This window comes from Virgibacillus sp. CM-4, assembly GCF_000445495.1.
Taxonomy (GTDB): Bacteria; Bacillota; Bacilli; order Bacillales; family Amphibacillaceae; genus Virgibacillus; species Virgibacillus salexigens.
On the sequence record NZ_AUQA01000007.1, the window covers coordinates 146,832 to 164,521 of the forward strand.

The window sequence follows — 17,690 nt, forward strand, 5'->3', positions numbered from 1 at the left end:
AAAGGAACAAAAATTAATAACGCAACCATAACGCAGGGTTAAAAACTTTTTTACCCCTGCTGCAATTTTCCTTTCAGGAAGGAGGGGATCATTTTTGATCCATATTACAGATGGCCAGTATGGTGAAATACTAGACTTTATAACTGCTAAAAACATTCTAGAAAATAATCTCAGGCAGTCAAAAAAGGATAATCTAGAAATATTTGAATTCACTACTTTCGCAGATAAACGATTTTCGCAATATCTGGCTAAGCGCAATCGAGTTATTATTCCCGATGAGGATCAAGGCTACAAAGAGTTTATCATTCACGAATCCGGTAAATTCAGAGATTTTAAAGGATTAATGGCTAAAGTTTATACAAAAGCTAGTTATCTAGAATTGAAGAAAGCTAAAGTCATGGATCCACAAACTTTCTCCAAACAGACAGCAACCACACTAGTAAGCCATACTACAAGCGGCACAGAATGGAGACCAGGCATTATTGAAGGCAGCGGCATACGAACGATGCATATTGAAAAGCATACCAATCCTTATGCATTCTTAAAACGGATTGCCACTGAATTCGGCTTAGAGTTGCGTTTTCGAGTTGAAACAGATGGCAACAAAGTCGCTGGTAGATATGTAGATCTGATCGAACAAGTAGGACAATGGCGTGGTCGTGAGGTTGAATTAGGTAAAGACTTAATCGGTCTAAGGCGTATTGAAAAAACAGATAACATCTTCACAGCATTAAAAGGTCTGGGTCCTGAAAGGGAAGATGGAACCAGACTAGAAGTGATTGTCGAGGATAAAGAAGCATTACAGCGATGGGGAAGACCAGATCCGATAACAGGAGAATTACAACATTTATGGGATACGTACGAACCGCAATCCAGTGATCAGGCAATGACAAAATCTCGATTACGTGAGCTTACCGAGAATGAACTAGAAAAGCGAGTTAATGAAGTGGTCGAATATGAGGGAGACATTGCGGATTTAGAACATGTGCCAGGATTGGAAAATAAAAAGATTCGTTTTGGTGATACCATCAAAATCAAGGATACAAAATTCAATCCTCCTCTTTATCTAGAGGCTAGGGTTCACACACAAGATCGCAGCATTACGGATAAATCGAAGAAGAAAGTTACACTTGGAGATTACATTGAATATACCGAGGAAGAAGTAAATGCTATCTGGCAATCATTACAAAATGAAATACGGAAAAAAATCGGTATTGACCAATTACAGGAGTACGCCGAACCGAAGAAAGTAGAATCGGATACTCCACCCGAAATAAAAGAAGGAGAGAATCCGATTTGGGTTGATACTTCCCAAAAGCCGAAAGTACCGCATGTCGTCATTGCTGGTGAATGGGTTAAAATGAGTCCAACCACTCCCGAAGAGATTGACGCCTATACCAAACAACAAGTCGATAACAAGGCAAATGCCGCTCAACAAGCAGCGGAAGCATACGCACTAGCTAAGGCAGAATTAGCCGAAACGGAAGCAAAAGCACATGCAGATGGTATTGTGGACGCAGAGGAAGCTAGAGCAATACAAGATGCAAAAGCTAAGTTAGCGGAAGCCAAGCAACACGCTGAACAAGCTATTGAGGATATTGAGGTTGGTGGCAGGAATTTACTTGGTAACACAGACTATCATAAGATGCCTGAGGCTTGGGACAACTCGAAGATCATAATTGTTGAAGGCAACCCCAACCACATTCATGCTGAGAAAGTTAATGAACGTGTTGGAGTCGTAACCGATAGGATTACAAATATCGTTGAAGGAGAAACATATATTGTCTCTTTTGAACTAAAAGGCGATGTTACAGCATTAGACTATAATTATCTTATGGACAGTGACGAAGGTAACAGTAGTTCTTTCCCTTCAATTCGAAACATCAATCCAGATGGGGAGTGGCATTATTATGATTTAACTTTTACTGCTACGACTAGCAGAATTGGTTGTGGCGTGTTGTTAGCTACTAGTTCTGGGACGTACTTTGAGATGCGAAAATTACAACTTAAAAAAGGCAACAAAGTCACCGACTGGACACTAGCGCCGGAGGATCAAAAAGCATACACGGACGAACAAGCCGATAATGCGAAACAAGAAGCTAAAGAAAGGGCCGAACAAGCCCTAAAGGATGCCAAAGCCTTTTCAAAAAATGCAAATAACATATCCGAGGGTGTTATTGATGTTAATGCTATACCAATACGAACCTCTGTGACGGGGGCTGGGCTCAAATGGGATGGCGTGAACGGTCTTGTGCAATACGACGCAAACGGTGATCCTGTCTCGTGGCTTGACTTATCCGCTAACGCACACTTTGCGAATGCATTTTTAAGCGGGCGTGTTGAGGCACTTGAAGGATTTTTCGGAGATAACATTCGACTACGAGACGGTAAAATGGAGATTGTTCGTGAAGATGGTGCCATAAGTATGAGTAGTGGGATGGTACGTAATGGGCTTACCGTAGTTGGTAATGATCCGCACTTTATGACATCAGGAAACGCAGAAACAGGAGCTTTTCAATCATTCGTTCCAGGGGGAACAACCGAATCAACATCTTTTCATATTTATGGAGCAACAAAAGGTTCTCTGGACGGAAGAGGTTTAAGCGGTATTAACATGGAATATTACGATGTTCGTGATGCTTTGGGTGCGCTGGCTTTTCAAAAGTATCATTTTATCCATTCGGCTAGGTATTTAGTGTTTCGGTTTAGAAAATACTCTGGATCAAAAATCAGTGTTCACGTCATGGAAGGTTCCAGTGATGATACAAACGACCGTCTGTATTTTGAGATTCTCGAAAATGGTACAAGCGGAGTAGAAGAGTTTCAAGTCGATCTGGGTGTTCCAGATTTTAAGTTAAGAACAGTAACCTTCAAAATTGGATGGACACATGGCTGGGGCGATCGAATGGAATTTGTTAGATTCATCATGGAACGTGTCTTTTTAACAGACTTTCTATAAGAGGTGATTGGTATTGGAATATATTCAAACATATAATACAAATGTTAATGGCAATAAAATGAAGGTGTTTTTTGTCTTGGATGAGAACGGAGGCGCTAAATCCGTTAAAGTGGGTAATCAAGTGGTTCCTTCCGAAGAAGGAATTCAATTTTATGTAGACAAGCATGTGGCATTGCAGATAGATAAATGTGATTTAATCATCGAGTCAAGACCTTATTTGAAAGTGAAGGATGGGGAAACGATAGAAATTCCTGACGAAGTACAACAAAAGGAAGAAAGAATTAAGGAATTAGAAAAAGAATTAGAAGAGTTGAGAGGTAACCAGTAAACGCCTAGTAAGGCGTATTTTTTATGTCTAAAAATGGGGGGGAGAGCATGATTGAATTAGGAGTATTAGTATCAATCGTATCAGTAATTATTGCAACATTTGCAGCGTTAATCGGATATCAAACTTATCAACTCAAAAAAGCTAATTCAACCAAGAGTGAAACACGAGACGAAGCTGAGCAAAGTGCGGAGGTAAGGGCTGCACTAGTATACATCCGTGAGGGAGTTGACGACATTCGAATTGATTTAAAAGCTAACGAAAAAAACATTTCTGATCTAAATGAACGTGTAACCAGAGTAGAAGAATCAACGAAACAAGCTCATAAACGAATAGATACGGTGAAAGGTCAGTCCTAGTAATAGGGCTATTTTTTATTTAAAGGGGGTGAAAACATGAAAGCAGCGATCATTAGATTAGCAGTATTAGCGATTTTATTGTTAAACCAAGGCTTGGTTGTATATGGATGGGATCCACTTCCATTCACAGAAGACCAAATCTATAAAGGCGTATCTACAGTAGCAACTGTCGCTATGTCAATCTTTGCTTGGTTTAAGGACAATCCTGTTACTAAGAAAGGGAAGCATAATGACAAGTTTTTACGTGATCGAGGTATGAAAAAATAAGGCGCTCATTAATGGGGGCCTTTTTATTATTCAAAAAAAGGAGAGGTTTATTTATGACAAAATTATTTATTGATGCAGGACATGGTGGTTCTGATCCAGGAGCAACAGCAAATGGATTAAAAGAGAAGGACCTTACTTTAGAGATTGCTCTTAAGCTACGTAACATTCTTAATAATGAGTATGAGGGACATTCTTTAATGTTATCTCGTACGACTGATCAATCTGTAACCCTGTCATCCCGTACTAACATGGCGAATAATTGGGGTGCGGATTACCTTGTTTCTATCCACATTAATGCTGGTGGAGGTACAGGATTTGAATCCTATACGTATAACGGTAGCTATTCAGGAAAAGCAGAAACAAATCGTTTAAGAGGCATTGTTCACAATGGTATTGTTGCTGAGACAGAATTCAGAGATCGAGGTAAAAAAGAAGCGAACTTCCACATGGTACGAGAATCAGCAATGCCAGCCGTTCTTACTGAGAATGGTTTCATTGACAATGCATCTGATGCTGCAGCTCTAAAATCTGATGCATTTTTAACTAAAATTGCGAGAGGTCATGCGGAAGGATTAGCGAGTGCATTAGGGTTGAGTCGAAAGGATGGCGGAAATGATGGAGAGCAAGGTTATGTGGAAATACTTGCAGATTCTTTATGGACATATAATACAGCCGATTGGGATGACAAAGCTGTTATCGTAAATAAAGATGAGGTATTTACCGTCATTCGGGACAAGTTTCCAGTAGGTGGTGGTCACATGTATCAGATTAAGAGTGGTTTTTATATTACCGCTAATCCGAATTATGTAAGGTATTATACGAAGTAAAATTATGCCCTGCCTTTTGGTGGGGCTTTTTTGGGTTTTATTATTACAATTGTTTTACAAATGTTTCAATTGTGTGGCATGTCTTATTATCAAGTGTTATTATATACAAACAAGGGTAACTTTTTGTACATATAAATCAAGATTCCACCATACATAGCATAAAATTATAAATACTAGGCGATAACTGTAAACAAAGGTGGTGTATGTATGAAAGGCGTTAAATTTTCATTTTTAAGCGAGGGAAGAAAAATGAGTCAAAATAGTATATTTGATGTAGCAAAATTTTTCTTATCAAAAAATGATGCGAACATGACTCACAAAAAATTGCAAAAGCTATGTTATTATGCCTTTTCATGGAACTTAGCATTACGCAATAAATTTTTATTTAGGGAACAATTTCAAGCTTGGGTGCATGGACCTGTTGCTCCAGTTCTTTATAGTAAATATAAGGAGCATGGTTGGAAAACAATTCCTTCAGAAGATGCGCCTAGTTTTGACCAAGATGATCAGGCGATGTTAGAAGAAGTATTTAGAATTTATGGATCTTTTACTGGTGATGAATTAGAAACATTAACTCATTCTGAAGAACCTTGGGTATATGCGAGAGGTGATTTAGCTCCTTACGAGCCATCTCAAGTTCAATTAAGTGATGCAATTATAAAGGATTACTATTTAAGGGTATATGAACGAGCACAAAACGACTAGCGTTCAGTATGATTTATCACGAATACAACCAAACAAAAAGAAGTTACAACAGGACAAAAAAGAAAAACCTCCGATAATACCCAAAGAACAATTAGATCGTATAAAAATTGGTCAGAAACAGGATATTGTATTTTCTTGGCGCTTTTTTGATCGGTATAACAAACTATTTAGTATGGGAAACAGTAAAAGAGAATGGTTTATAGGTTTAATAGACTGTTTAAGTAATGTTTCTAAGATGAAAGTAATGGAATTCAGGCAGCAAAGTAAAAAGAGAGGGCTACGAGTACACTCGCACAATTGGAAAAATGCAACCGATAAATATAATTTTACAGATGAATGGTTTGATCAACACAGTGATGATTGTTTGCAGTTTAGTATATCGAAAGCTAATGGAAGAGTGCATGGATTTTTAATAGATAATGTATTTTATATTATCTGGCTTGATCCAGAGCACAATTTATATCCTCCAAAAGAAAGTAACAGAAAAGTTCTTGAGTATGACTATCCTGTAACTGAATATGAAATTTTAGAACATGATTATCATACATTAGAATTACAATTTAAAGAATTGCAAAATGAACTAAAAGCATGTGAAATTTTATTGGAAGAACATGCTTAATTTGTTAACTCTCTTAATACAGAGAGTTTCTTTTTTTACCTTAAAATGTATAAATAAAAATAAGCCCCGTATCTTTAGGGAGACTAGGGGCTTAATACGTTGGCTCGGCAGGAGCCTCTAAACAGTATTAACATGGATAAATAATCATATACAAAAAATATCCCTCACTAAAATTAGTGGGGGTTTTTCTCTTTCTTAAGCTTATCCACTTGATCAATAAAACCCTCTTTAATCTCAAAGTCTGTACCTTTCATATACCGTTTCATCGTTCGACTAGTCATTTCTTTTAAATCTTCCCACAATCTTGCCTAATTCTAGAAGACTATATATCCCTAATTTTCGGCTGTTTCGGCATCTGCCTTTGTTCTATGAACAGTGCCAAATGGATGTTCAGGCGGTGCATAGATTGTGTAGAGTTTTAACGGGATATTGCCTGTATTCGTTAAATTATGCCACATGCCAGCAGGGACCATAATAGCAGAGTCATCATATACATGCCTTGCAAAGTTTAACTGACTTTCTTTCTCTCCCATTTGTACTAATCCTTGACCTTCCTCAATACGTAAAAATTGATCAACGTCAGGATGAACCTCTAAACCAATATCTTCTCCGACGTTTATGCTCATCAAGGTCACTTGCAGATTTTCTCCAGTCCATATAGCAGTTCGGAATGTGTTATTTTGCCTAGAAGCTTGATTAATGTTTATTATAAAAGGCTCCTTACCATGGTCGTTTAATATGGGATTAGTACATCCCTGAGTGTTTAGGTTTGACCAATATTGGTTTGCAAAGCGCATTCCATACGACATATTTCCATAATTAGGATCAAACATATGATCATGATTACATATTGACCCATGACCATAATAAGCGTTCGAATAATAAGGACACATATAAAAAGGGTAGTTCATTGAAACATTCCTCCAAAGACATATAATTATAATTACATCATATGTCCAGTTTGCTTAGAATGTTATTGCTAATTCTTATTCCGTTATATAGTCCTATTCAAAATAGGAGTAAGGGTTACAAGTTTATATGTTATTACTTCTCCAGATTTTTCAGCGCATATTACATCCCATTCTTTTGCTGATAGCTCTTCCTTGATTACAATTTCCGACATTCCTGCATCCGTAAATTTATCATCATAATAACCGTCATGCATAATAACACCTCCTTATAACTAATATCGAAACAAGTTAGAAGAAGGTGGCATTGTTATCTTAAATTCTTAAAAAAATCATATTTATTAATGATATCTAGATACGTGCCCGTATCTTTATACGAAGTGCCATAAAAACAATTACGATGAATAACTGTATTGTATTCATCCAGAATGACCTCATGGTTATTTTTCAGGACGATCCCACATTTCCCGCAGCGCATTTTTTCAGATCCCTTCACGATTACTTAAATATCTTCCTTATTGTCTTTCCTGCTGCCTTACCAGTCACACGTCTGCCGATCCGTTTACCTACTTTCCCTTTCCTTACAGCATCAACATCATTCCAGATGCGAAGTATTTTATATATAGTAGATTTAAGACTCATCATATCCACTCCTATATCAATGGGGATCTAATAGTGAAATTATCTTTCTAATACGTGTTCTCTTGAGACATTTTTCTTCTTTGTTCTGAATCATTTTACCTTAATGTTGCAAATAGCACTTCTTTTAAGGACATTAGATTTAGTTAAAGAGTAACATACTTTAAAAATGTGTAGTTAATATTTACCTTTTTTGTGGTGAAATGTAGAAAAATGAATTGAGGGGGAAATGAGTTGAAAGAAGTAATGAAGAGTAAAAAATTGTGGGCAGTTGTGTTAGCGATTGTTTTGTTGTCTGTTGCTTTTAAAGTTGGAGAATCTGGGGCTAAAGTTACGTTAGATGAGGAAAAGGTAGCCCATGATGAATTGACATCAAAAATCAACAAATTAGAGGGAAAACTGGAAGAAACGGAAAGTAAATTGCAGGACGAAGAGAAAAGACTAAGCGAAAGACAATCAGAAGTAGACGAAACTCTTGCTTTAGTTGATGATCGAGATACCATAAAAAGCGAAATTGATAATCTTGATACAGAATTAAGTGATAAGAAAGCGGAATTAGATGATATGAATTCTAATATAGAAAGTAAAGAAGAAGAGTTAGAGACTCTTGAAGGAGACATTGTAAAAGCAACAGACAAACCAATTGAATTGTCAGCTGGGCAATGGGTTGTAGGAACGGATATACCTGCGGCACGTTATAAAGCAAGTGGATCCTCTAATTTTTTTGTATATAGTAGTAGCGGGGCGGTAATGGTTAATACAATATTAGGAGATAGTTCAGTTGGAGATGGAGACTATGTGTTTTTTGCTGAAGAGGGCGATATAATAGAATCGTCTGCGGCAGCAACATTAACTCCTGTAGAATGAATGACAAAGAGAAGGCCTTAAAACCTTCTCTTTTTTGATTGATAACTAGGTTAGACCTGTCCGCGCTAAATAAAAAAATCCCTCCCCAAACCTCCCCCAATTCTCCCCAAATGAATAAGTTTATATACTGTATTTTAAGAAACGCAATTTCTATTGAATGTCCGAAAACCCTTATGAATACTGGGTTTCGGGGAAAATGAATAGTGTTATTTAAAATCCTTTTTACATATACTTTCTATGGAGGGGATTTTTTATGGAAAAATTAAGAGATTACTGGATCCACATGTTTGAATCAGATCAGTGGAATAATGACTGGTGGAAACGGAAAAAAGCATTGCTCGAAGAACGAAATGCTTCCATTGTTCATATTAAAGGAAATGGCCATCTGTATAGAAAAATCCGTTATGATCAAGCTACACATTATAATTATCATTTGCATTTATCCTTATTAGTGAAACAACAGGAACAATTATACTTGGAGGAGTCAGTCTATCCATATACTTTTCAAATCAATCAAGGAGAGATTAGTGACCATCGTCTTATAATAAATAAACAACCAGAAATACAACAAAACATAAGCCCTGATGATATTATCGGCAGGGATACATCCACGCGTTTTTCCTATGATCGTCATGCTGCAGTTCAATATGCAGAAAGATGGTGGAATAGTTACAATCCTGCTTATAAAAAGTTTGAAGTGGATTGTACGAATTATGTATCTCAATGCATGTTTGCTGGTGGAGCTCCAATGCGAGGTGCACCTGTAAGAGAAAGAGGATGGTGGTACGGAAACGGGAGTTGGAGCTTCAGTTGGGCTGTAGCTCATTCGCTACGCTGGTATTTAAGTGGTTCGACACAAGGTCTCAGAGGTGAAGAAGTGGAATCTGCCGGAGACCTCCTACCAGGCGATATTATCTGCTATGATTTTGAAGGAGATGGCCGGTGGAATCATAATACAATTGTTGTTGCAAAAGATGCGTATGGAATGCCGCTTGTAAATGCACATACCGACAATAGCCGTAATCGATACTGGTCCTATGAGGATTCCACTGCATGGACACCAGAAATTAAATATAAATTTTTCAGGATTTATTAGAAAAAGTGATATACTAAAAAGCAGTACGTAGGTAAGGAGAATGAAAAGTGAGTTTACATGTTGTTTTATATCAGCCAGAAATTCCAGCAAATACAGGGAATATTGCTAGAACTTGCCTAGCAACAAATGCCACATTACATCTTATACATCCACTTGGATTTTCGACAGAGGACAAAATGGTGAGAAGAGCTGGTCTAGATTATTGGAAAGATGTCGATATACAAGAGTATGATTCACTTGATGAACTCTATGAAACATACCCAAGTGGGTCATACTATTATATAGAAAATTTTGGAAAAAAGCATTACACAGACTATGATTTCAGTAATTGCCAGGAAGAATTATTTTTTGTTTTTGGCCGAGAGACAAATGGGATTCCACATGAATTATTATACGGAAAGGAAGATCGTTGTCTCCGAATACACATGGGTGATAAGGTAAGATCGTTAAATTTATCCAATACAGCTGCTATTATTATTTATGAAGCATTACGTCAACAAGGATTTCCTGACTTGACATAAGAAAAATTAGAAAATAAAAAGCGCAAACGAAAGCTATCTTCTGTAGCGAATCGTTTGCGCTTACTTTATTGCTGTTTTTTAGGTACACCAGGTTTTGAATCATACCCTGATGTGAAAAATGATGTTACAAATACAAGGATTACTCCCATTAATAGAGCTAATTTCATGTACATATCCTCCTTCTATGTAAGAGACCATTAGTACTTAATGTTGCCTCTATTATAACTAATTATTAATAAAATGTGAATATAAGGAAGGAAAACAATGAATAATTATGGTTTTTAGCTAAGAGGATTGGTATATAGTTCATCCTTCCCTTTTTTAATAGAGTTAATCATTTGAAAATTTAAACTATAATCAACGTTGGAACATTGTGTTGTTTCAACTAATAAAATAGGGTATATTAGTTGAAGTAAACATCAGTCAGTTCTATAATGTAGAATGAATAATGTATACCGTTTCATAACGGGAAGCTAACTTCTAATGGGGGTATAAAAGGTGGCACAGCGCGAAGAATCTAATGAGAGATTCTGGTCAGAATTTCATGGTCCAAACATGGGGTATGTAGAAGAACAATATGAATTGTATAAAGAGGATCCAGAGGCAGTAGATCCATCCATTAAGAAAATGTTCGATGAGCATGGAGCCCCACAATGGTTATCCCAATCAACTGTTTCAGCCGAGGCACCGTCTCAGGCTACATCTATAAATGACGTAAAAAAACTCACCTCAGCAATGAAACTTGTTGAGGCTATTCGTCGTTTCGGACATTTGGAAGCAGATATATATCCAGTTGGTCATAGAGGTCGAAAATCTGAATTAGTAGAAGCATCAACTTACGGTTTATCGGATGAAGATCTAAAAAGTATGCCAGCTGCATGGTTATGGGAAAAAGCACCAAGTAATGTTGAAAACGGGTTAGATGTTATTAAAGAATTGAAGAAATATTATTCAGGTACCATTACATTTGAGTACGATCATGTAAATAATGATGACGAACGCAAATGGTTGTTGGATTTGATAGAATCGGGAAATGCCCGATTGGAACTATCGAATGAAGAAAAGGTTAAATTACTTGAACGCCTTACACATGTAGAAGGGTTTGAGAGCTTTTTACAAAAGACGTTTGTTGGCCAAAAAAGATTTTCTATTGAAGGTTTAGAGGCTATGGTACCGATGCTCGACCAAATTGTTAAATATGCAAGAAATGATAAGGTCGAAAACATTATGATGGGAATGGCGCATCGGGGACGTTTAGCAGTATTAGCCCATGTTTTGGGAAAACCATATGATAAGATTTTTTCTGAATTTCACCACTCTCCGAACAAGGAGCTTATTCCATCTGAAGGCTCAATGGGAATTAATTATGGTTGGACTGGTGATGTGAAGTATCATTATGGTGCAACCAAAGAACCAGGCGATGAGAATACAACTCGAATTCGTTTGGCTCATAATCCTTCTCATTTAGAATTTGTTAATCCAGTGGTAGAGGGATTTGCTCGTGCTGCTCAAGATGATCGGACAGAAAGCGGTTATCCAAAGCAAGACACGAATAAGGCAGTTCCTGTAGTTATTCATGGTGATGCGGCTTTTATCGGCGAAGGAGTTGTTGCCGAAACGTTAAACATGAGTGGATTACCAGGTTATTCTACGGGAGGATCACTTCATATAATAGCGAATAACCTTGTAGGATATACGACGGATCAAGTAGATGGACGATCAACTCGTTATGCAAGTGATTTGGCGAAAGGATTTGAAATACCTATTATACACGTTAATGCAGATGATCCAATTGCATGTGTATCTGCTGTGAAGATTGCTTACGAATATCGCCAGAAATTCCATAAAGATTTTCTAATCGATTTAGTTGGGTACCGCCGTTATGGTCATAATGAGATGGATGAACCACGAATGACACAACCAGGTCTTTATGAAGAAATTGATAAGCATCCAACGGCTGCCAATGTTTTTGCTAAAGTGCTCGAAGAAAAAGGAATTGCAAGTGCTGATAAATTTAAAGAAATTAAAGATAAAGCAGAACAAGAATTACGTGAAATATATAATAATATGAAAGAAAATGAAACGGGTGAATGTGTTTCAAAACCAATGCCTGAAGCCTTAACCAATGGCTTGGATCAATTTGAAACGGCAGTTGACTTAGATACATTAAAAGAGTTAAATGAAGGATTAATGCATCGTCCGGGAGGTTTTAATAGCTATAAAAAGCTTGAGAAAATACTCAAACGCCGTCAAAACTCCTTAGAAGAAGGTGGAAAAGCGGATTGGGGCACTGGAGAGGCACTGGCATATGCATCTATCTTGAAAGATGGCATTCCTATTCGTTTAACTGGTCAAGATACAGAGCGTGGGACATTTGCACATCGTCATCTGGTTATTCATGATGTGAAATCGAATGAAAAATTTAGTCCAATGCATACGTTAAAAGATGCTCATGCATCTTTTGATATTCGTAATAGCCCGTTATCTGAAGCAGGTGTGTTAGGCTATGAGTATGGGTATAGTGTTCAGGCGACAAATACGTTAGTTTTATGGGAGGCGCAATTTGGTGATTTTGCCAATGCAGCGCAGGTAGTATTTGATCAGTTTATTTCCGCTGCTCGTGCAAAGTGGGGAGAGAAATCCAATATGGTGATGCTGCTTCCTCATGGATATGAAGGGCAAGGTCCAGAACACTCAAGCGCTCGCTTAGAACGTTTCTTACAAATGGCGGCAGAGAATAACTGGATTGTTGCTTATGTAACTTCATCTGCACAGTTCTTCCATTTAATTCGCAGGCAAGCAGCTTTAAGAAATCGCGAAGAAGCAAGACCTTTAGTTGTTATGACACCAAAAAGTAGTTTAATTCGAAATCAACGGATTGCATCCGCTGCAGAAGAATTTACAGAAGGTAAGTTCCAGCCATTGCGCGAACAGCCTAATTTAAAAGTAAGCAAGAAAAATGCTACACGCCTGTTAATTGGAAGCGGGAAAGTAATGGTTGATATAGAAGAGGCGATGGAACTTTCGGAAGAAAAATTTGATTGGTTACGTGTATTACGATTGGAACAAATCTATCCATTTCCTAAGAAACAATTAGAGAAAGAATTAAAGGCATTGCCAAATCTTGAAGAAATTGTTTGGGTTCAGGAAGAACCGAAAAACATGGGTAGTTGGGATTTTGTAGATGATTATTTAAGGGAATTATTAGAAGATGATCAGTCATTGCGTTATATTGGACGACCAAATCGTTCAGCACCATCTGTTGGTGTTCCAAATGTGCATAAAACAGAGCAAAATCAAATCGTACAACAAGCGATTAGCCCATCAAAAGGAGGAGATTCCAATGAATGAAATTAAAGTACCAGAGCTAGCTGAATCGATTACCGAAGGAACCATTGCAGAGTGGTTGGTTAAAAAAGGGGATAATATTGAAAAAGGTGACCCAGTAGTAGAGTTAGAAACGGATAAAGTAAATGTGGAAGTCAACTCCGACTTCTCAGGAGTTATTACCGAAATTATCCGTGAAGAGGGTGATGATGTAGAGGTTGGTGACATTATCGCGAAAATTGACGAAAATGGCGAAGCAGGTGGGGATACTTCACAAGAAGAAAATGAGCCTGCCGAATCAAAAGCAAAAGAGAATGAGCAGAAAAAAGAGGAACCAAAACAAGAAGACAAGCAAGCGGATAAAGAAGAAACACAATCAAAAGGAGATGTCATTGCTTCTCCAGCAGCAAGAAAACGTGCTCGTGAATTAAACATAGACTTAAGTAAAGTGAGTCCACGCGATCCATTAGGAAGGATTCGTCCAGAGGATGTGGATGCAGCTGCTAGCAGTTCTAAGGAAAATACCAAACCAGCAAAAGAGGATAAAAAATCAAAAGAAAAAACAGAATTTGATAAGCCAGTTGAGCGGGTGAAAATGTCTCGTCGTCGCCAAACAATTGCTAAACGTCTAGTGGATGTACAACATGAAGCTGCGATGTTAACAACATTCAACGAAGTTGATCTAACGAACGTAATGAAACTCCGTAGTGAAAGAAAAGAAAAATTTATTGAAAAACACGGTGTTAAATTAGGGTTTATGTCTTTCTTTACTAAAGCAGTTGTAGGTGCTTTGAAAGAATTTCCGCTATTAAATGCTGAGATACAAGACAATGAAATTGTTATTAAAAAATTCTACGATATTGGTATTGCAGTATCTACAGATGATGGTTTAGTTGTTCCAGTTGTGCGCGACGCTGATCGTTTAGATTTTGCAGGTGTCGAAAAAGAAATTGGTAATCTCGGTAAAAAGGCTCGTGATAAGAAGCTGGAAATGAGTGAACTGCAAGGCGGTTCATTTACGATAACAAATGGTGGAACGTTTGGCTCTATGTTGTCTACGCCAATTCTGAACGCTCCGCAAGTTGGAATTCTCGGCATGCATAATATCCAAAAACGTGCAATGGTTATGCCAGACGATAGCATCGAAGTACGCCCAATGATGTATATTGCTCTATCCTATGACCATCGAATTGTTGACGGAAAAGAAGCTGTACAGTTCCTAGTTCGTGTGAAACAATTGCTTGAAGATCCTTATGATTTATTACTTGAAGGATAATGAAATGTTTAAAAAGCCTTGCTTAAAGCAAGGCTTTTTTTGTGGTAAGATCTTAATTATTGGTTAAAATAGGGCTAATTCTTTCATGTAAAAGATACAAAGCATTTTATCTTGCATTAAAACTTAAAAACGAATATTATATTAAATGTTGTCGATTTTATTCGGAAAGAAAGGTGCTATCTTTGAAGAATTTATTTAGATTAACGGAAAACAATACAAATATCCAAACAGAAATAGTTGCCGGTTTGACTACATTTTTAACAATGGTTTATATTATCGTTGTTAATCCTGCTATTCTGTCTGCAGCGGGGGTACCATTTGAACAAGTATTTATGGCAACGATTATATCGGCAGTAGTTGGAACACTATGTATGGGATTTTTTGCAAACTATCCAATTGCTATTGCTCCTGGGATGGGGTTAAATGCATATTTTGCCAGTGTCGTTGCAGCAGAAGGTCTCTCGTATCAAACTGTATTTGGTACTGTATTTGTGGCTGGTATTTTATTTATACTACTTAGTTTAACAACGTTGCGGGAAACTTTAATAAAAGCAATCCCGTCTTCGCTAAAGTATGGTATTACTTCGGGCATCGGCTTATTTATTGCATTTAACGGGTTGAAAATGGCTGGTATTGTTGCTCCAAATGAAGCCAACATTGTTGGATTAGGGGACTTACATCAGCCAATGACATTATTAACATTGATCGGTTTGTTTATTACCCTTATTTTATTTGTCTGGAACATGAAGGGTGCCTTATTTATTGGTATGCTTATAACTACAATTATAGCTATTTTTACAGGACAATTATCGTTCAGTGAAGGATACATATCAACTCCACCAACACCTGTATTTTTTGATCTTGATATTGCCGGTGTGTTTAGTCAAAGTCTATATACGATTGTCTTTGCATTTCTTCTCGTAACAATATTTGATACAACGGGAACAATGATTGGTGTAGCTGAACAAGCAGGATTTATGAAAAATGGGAATATGCCACGTGCAAAGGCTGCACTATTATCTGATGCTACGGCAACTACTGTTGGTTCTATGTTTGGGACAAGCCCTTCAACTGCTTACATTGAATCTACTTCTGGAGTGGCTGCTGGTGGTCGAACTGGCTTAACTTCTGTAATTGTAGCTTTGTTATTTGCACTGTCGATATTTTTTACTCCCATTATTAGTGCAGTGGCAAATATACCAGCAATTACTTCACCAGTACTAATCATAGTTGGTTGTTTTATGATGGAAGGATTAGCAAAAATAAATTGGAAATCGTTTGTTGAGGCTTTTCCAGCGTTTGCTATTATTCTATCCATGCCACTTACTTCTAGCATTGCCACTGGAATATCCATAGGATTTATCACTTACCCTCTATTAAAGTTGGTATGCGGAAGGGGAAAAGAAGTCCATTGGCTACTTTATTTGTTTGGTGTAATTTTTATCATCCAGATGGCTTTTTTTCCTACCCATTAATTCGTTACAATGGTCTCAATAACTCCTAGGTTATTGAGGCTTTTTTAATTATAAATAAGTGGCTACAGATCAACCGAGAGACAGTGCAACAGTAATTCGATTATATTAAATAGTCGCGTCACCCTTAAGCCTTGAAATCGACGTTTTTTACAAACGAATAGGAAAACAAAATAGTGTAGTTTTTTAAATTGACAGAAAAAACAATCTCTTGCATGACGTCAGACAACTTGGTACAATGACCTATGAAACAAAAAGAATGAAAACAGTTACAAAAAAGGGAGGCAATCAGTGTGGGAATAATTCTAGGATTATTGGCAATTGTCATTGTCCTGGGACTAGCTTTTTTAATGTCGAATGATAAAAAGAACATAAATTATAAAGGCATTGGAATCATGTTAGTCTTACAACTTTTGATTACCCTGTTCATGTTTAGAACAGAGATTGGTCAGAAAGTTATTACTGGTATTTCGGCAGGTTTTAATAAATTAATTGAGTTTGGTACGGAAGGTATTAATTTTGTAGTAGGTGGGTTTGTTACAGAAGAAGGCGGCGTATTTTTCTTCAATGTTCTACTATTAATTATCTTCTTTGCAACGTTGCTATCTGTATTAACTTATCTTCGTATTCTTCCACCACTTATTAAATACTTCGGTGGGTTAATTTCTAAAATAACGGGTTTACCTAGAGTAGAATCATTTAACGCCGTTAATAGTATATTTTTTGGACAATCAGAAGCGTTAATTGCTATTCGCTCACAGTTCCATCATTTAAATGATAATCGATTGTATATTGTAAGTGCTTCTGCAATGGGATCTGTATCTGCTTCTATTGTTGGAGCATATTTACAAATATTACCAGCTGAGTATGTATTGGTAGCACTTCCTTTGAATATGTTAAGTGCGTTAATGATATCTTCAGTTATTGCACCCGTAAAAGTACCAAAGGAAGAAGATGTGGTAGACATCAAGGATGTAACGAATGATCGAAGCATTTTTGAGGCAATGGGTAATGGTGCACTTGAAGGTGGTAAGATTGCCTTAATTGTAGCCGCTATGTTAATCGCATTCATCGCTTCATTAGAATTAGTCAATTGGTTAATTCAGTTGATATTTGCCGGAGTTACGCTTCAAGAAATCTTAGGTTATGTTTTAGCTCCTATTGGAATGCTTATGGGAATTTCACCGAGTGAAGTTGTTCAGGCTGGTTCGATTATGGGAACAAAAATTGTAACAAATGAATTTGTTGCTATGCTGCAATTTCAACCAATGTTAGAATCCATGTCAGAAAAAACAATCGGTATTGTATCTGTATTCCTAACCAGTTTCGCGAACTTCTCATCGATTGGGATTATTGCAGGAACAGTGAAAGGGATCGATGCTAAAAAAGCAGTTAGTGTTTCTGGATTTGGAATGAAATTATTAATTGGTGCGACATTGGCATCAATTTTATCAGCTTCTATTGTTGGCTTATTCCTATAATAATATATCTTCGTTTACGTACGCTTGAGCCAATATGGACAA

The 17,690-nt window shown here is 37.1% G+C and carries 17 protein-coding genes; 14 read left to right on the plus strand and 3 right to left on the minus strand.

All coding sequences use genetic code 11. The features are described 5' to 3' along the window. The first annotated feature begins 94 nt into the window (after positions 1–94). The 7 genes from M948_RS39585 to M948_RS42630 all read left to right on the plus strand — a co-directional run bounded on the left by M948_RS39585 (position 95) and on the right by M948_RS42630 (position 6,061). Positions 95–2,959, plus strand: a complete 2,865-nt coding sequence (locus M948_RS39585; protein WP_021292134.1) for a phage tail spike protein — start codon at positions 95–97, stop codon at positions 2,957–2,959. Positions 2,960–2,972: 13 nt separating this feature from the next. After that, positions 2,973–3,287: a hypothetical protein gene (locus M948_RS39590; RefSeq protein ID WP_021292135.1), complete on the plus strand. Its 315-nt coding sequence runs from the start codon at positions 2,973–2,975 to the stop codon at positions 3,285–3,287. Between the two features lie 47 nt (positions 3,288–3,334). After that, a complete protein-coding gene (locus M948_RS39595; RefSeq protein ID WP_021292136.1) occupies positions 3,335–3,643 on the plus strand; it encodes a hypothetical protein in 309 nt (102 codons plus the stop codon). Between the two features lie 36 nt (positions 3,644–3,679). Further along, positions 3,680–3,910, plus strand: a complete 231-nt coding sequence (locus M948_RS0122250) for a phage holin (protein ID WP_021292137.1) — start codon at positions 3,680–3,682, stop codon at positions 3,908–3,910. Between the two features lie 53 nt (positions 3,911–3,963). Continuing rightward, complete coding sequence (locus M948_RS0122255) at positions 3,964–4,737, plus strand: N-acetylmuramoyl-L-alanine amidase (protein ID WP_031335749.1); 774 nt, start codon at positions 3,964–3,966, stop codon at positions 4,735–4,737. 207 nt (positions 4,738–4,944) lie between these two features. Further along, on the plus strand, positions 4,945–5,442 hold the full coding sequence (locus M948_RS39600; protein ID WP_021292138.1) for a Panacea domain-containing protein: 498 nt from the start codon (positions 4,945–4,947) through the stop codon (positions 5,440–5,442). Next, entirely contained in the window at positions 5,420–6,061 is a 642-nt protein-coding gene (locus tag M948_RS42630; protein ID WP_021292139.1) for a hypothetical protein, read from the plus strand. The genes M948_RS39600 and M948_RS42630 overlap by 23 nt, the downstream gene beginning before the upstream one ends. A gap of 332 nt (positions 6,062–6,393) precedes the next feature. On the opposite strand, the gene M948_RS39605 is transcribed toward M948_RS42630, so the two are convergent. From M948_RS39605 to M948_RS43325, 3 genes are all read right to left on the minus strand, one after another. Next, a complete protein-coding gene (locus tag M948_RS39605; protein WP_021292141.1) occupies positions 6,394–6,972 on the minus strand; it encodes a cupin domain-containing protein in 579 nt (192 codons plus the stop codon). A gap of 83 nt (positions 6,973–7,055) precedes the next feature. Continuing rightward, positions 7,056–7,226, minus strand: coding sequence for a hypothetical protein (locus M948_RS43320; RefSeq protein ID WP_021292142.1), 171 nt, complete (start codon positions 7,224–7,226; stop codon positions 7,056–7,058). Positions 7,227–7,467: 241 nt separating this feature from the next. Then, the gene (locus M948_RS43325; protein WP_155974836.1) at positions 7,468–7,614 is read right to left on the minus strand and encodes a hypothetical protein; all 147 of its coding nucleotides are present in this window, start codon (positions 7,612–7,614) and stop codon (positions 7,468–7,470) included. 228 nt (positions 7,615–7,842) lie between these two features. On the opposite strand from M948_RS43325, the gene M948_RS39610 reads away from it, so the two are divergent. From M948_RS39610 to M948_RS39640, 7 genes are all read left to right on the plus strand, one after another. Further along, positions 7,843–8,475, plus strand: coding sequence for a hypothetical protein (locus M948_RS39610; protein WP_021292144.1), 633 nt, complete (start codon positions 7,843–7,845; stop codon positions 8,473–8,475). 253 nt (positions 8,476–8,728) lie between these two features. Then, on the plus strand, positions 8,729–9,571 hold the full coding sequence (locus tag M948_RS39615) for an amidase domain-containing protein (protein WP_021292145.1): 843 nt from the start codon (positions 8,729–8,731) through the stop codon (positions 9,569–9,571). Between the two features lie 47 nt (positions 9,572–9,618). After that, positions 9,619–10,092 (plus strand): tRNA (cytidine(34)-2'-O)-methyltransferase, encoded by a 474-nt coding sequence (locus tag M948_RS39620; protein ID WP_021292146.1) that lies wholly within the window; start codon positions 9,619–9,621, stop codon positions 10,090–10,092. Between the two features lie 498 nt (positions 10,093–10,590). Then, entirely contained in the window at positions 10,591–13,443 is a 2,853-nt protein-coding gene (locus tag M948_RS39625) for a 2-oxoglutarate dehydrogenase E1 component (protein ID WP_021292148.1), read from the plus strand. After that, complete coding sequence (gene odhB / locus M948_RS39630) at positions 13,436–14,695, plus strand: 2-oxoglutarate dehydrogenase complex dihydrolipoyllysine-residue succinyltransferase (RefSeq protein ID WP_021292149.1); 1,260 nt, start codon at positions 13,436–13,438, stop codon at positions 14,693–14,695. The genes M948_RS39625 and odhB overlap by 8 nt, the downstream gene beginning before the upstream one ends. 182 nt (positions 14,696–14,877) lie before the next feature. Beyond that, positions 14,878–16,170: an NCS2 family permease gene (locus M948_RS39635; RefSeq protein WP_021292150.1), complete on the plus strand. Its 1,293-nt coding sequence runs from the start codon at positions 14,878–14,880 to the stop codon at positions 16,168–16,170. 290 nt (positions 16,171–16,460) lie between these two features. Further along, positions 16,461–17,648 (plus strand): NupC/NupG family nucleoside CNT transporter, encoded by a 1,188-nt coding sequence (locus tag M948_RS39640; RefSeq protein ID WP_021292151.1) that lies wholly within the window; start codon positions 16,461–16,463, stop codon positions 17,646–17,648. The last annotated feature ends 42 nt before the right edge of the window (positions 17,649–17,690 follow it).

Excerpts from the sequence above, each read along its gene's own strand:
- M948_RS43320 (WP_021292142.1), bottom strand. The coding sequence starts at position 7,226 with ATGCATGACGGTTATTATGATGATAAATTTACGGATGCAGGAATGTCG.
- M948_RS0122255 (WP_031335749.1), top strand. The coding sequence starts at position 3,964 with ATGACAAAATTATTTATTGATGCAGGACATGGTGGTTCTGATCCAGGA.
- M948_RS43325 (WP_155974836.1), bottom strand. The coding sequence starts at position 7,614 with ATGATGAGTCTTAAATCTACTATATATAAAATACTTCGCATCTGGAAT.
- M948_RS39605 (WP_021292141.1), bottom strand. The coding sequence starts at position 6,972 with ATGAACTACCCTTTTTATATGTGTCCTTATTATTCGAACGCTTATTAT.
- M948_RS39595 (WP_021292136.1), top strand. The coding sequence starts at position 3,335 with ATGATTGAATTAGGAGTATTAGTATCAATCGTATCAGTAATTATTGCA.
- M948_RS39600 (WP_021292138.1), top strand. The coding sequence starts at position 4,945 with ATGAAAGGCGTTAAATTTTCATTTTTAAGCGAGGGAAGAAAAATGAGT.
- M948_RS39615 (WP_021292145.1), top strand. The coding sequence starts at position 8,729 with ATGGAAAAATTAAGAGATTACTGGATCCACATGTTTGAATCAGATCAG.
- odhB (WP_021292149.1), top strand. The coding sequence starts at position 13,436 with ATGAATGAAATTAAAGTACCAGAGCTAGCTGAATCGATTACCGAAGGA.
- M948_RS42630 (WP_021292139.1), top strand. The coding sequence starts at position 5,420 with ATGAACGAGCACAAAACGACTAGCGTTCAGTATGATTTATCACGAATA.
- M948_RS0122250 (WP_021292137.1), top strand. The coding sequence starts at position 3,680 with ATGAAAGCAGCGATCATTAGATTAGCAGTATTAGCGATTTTATTGTTA.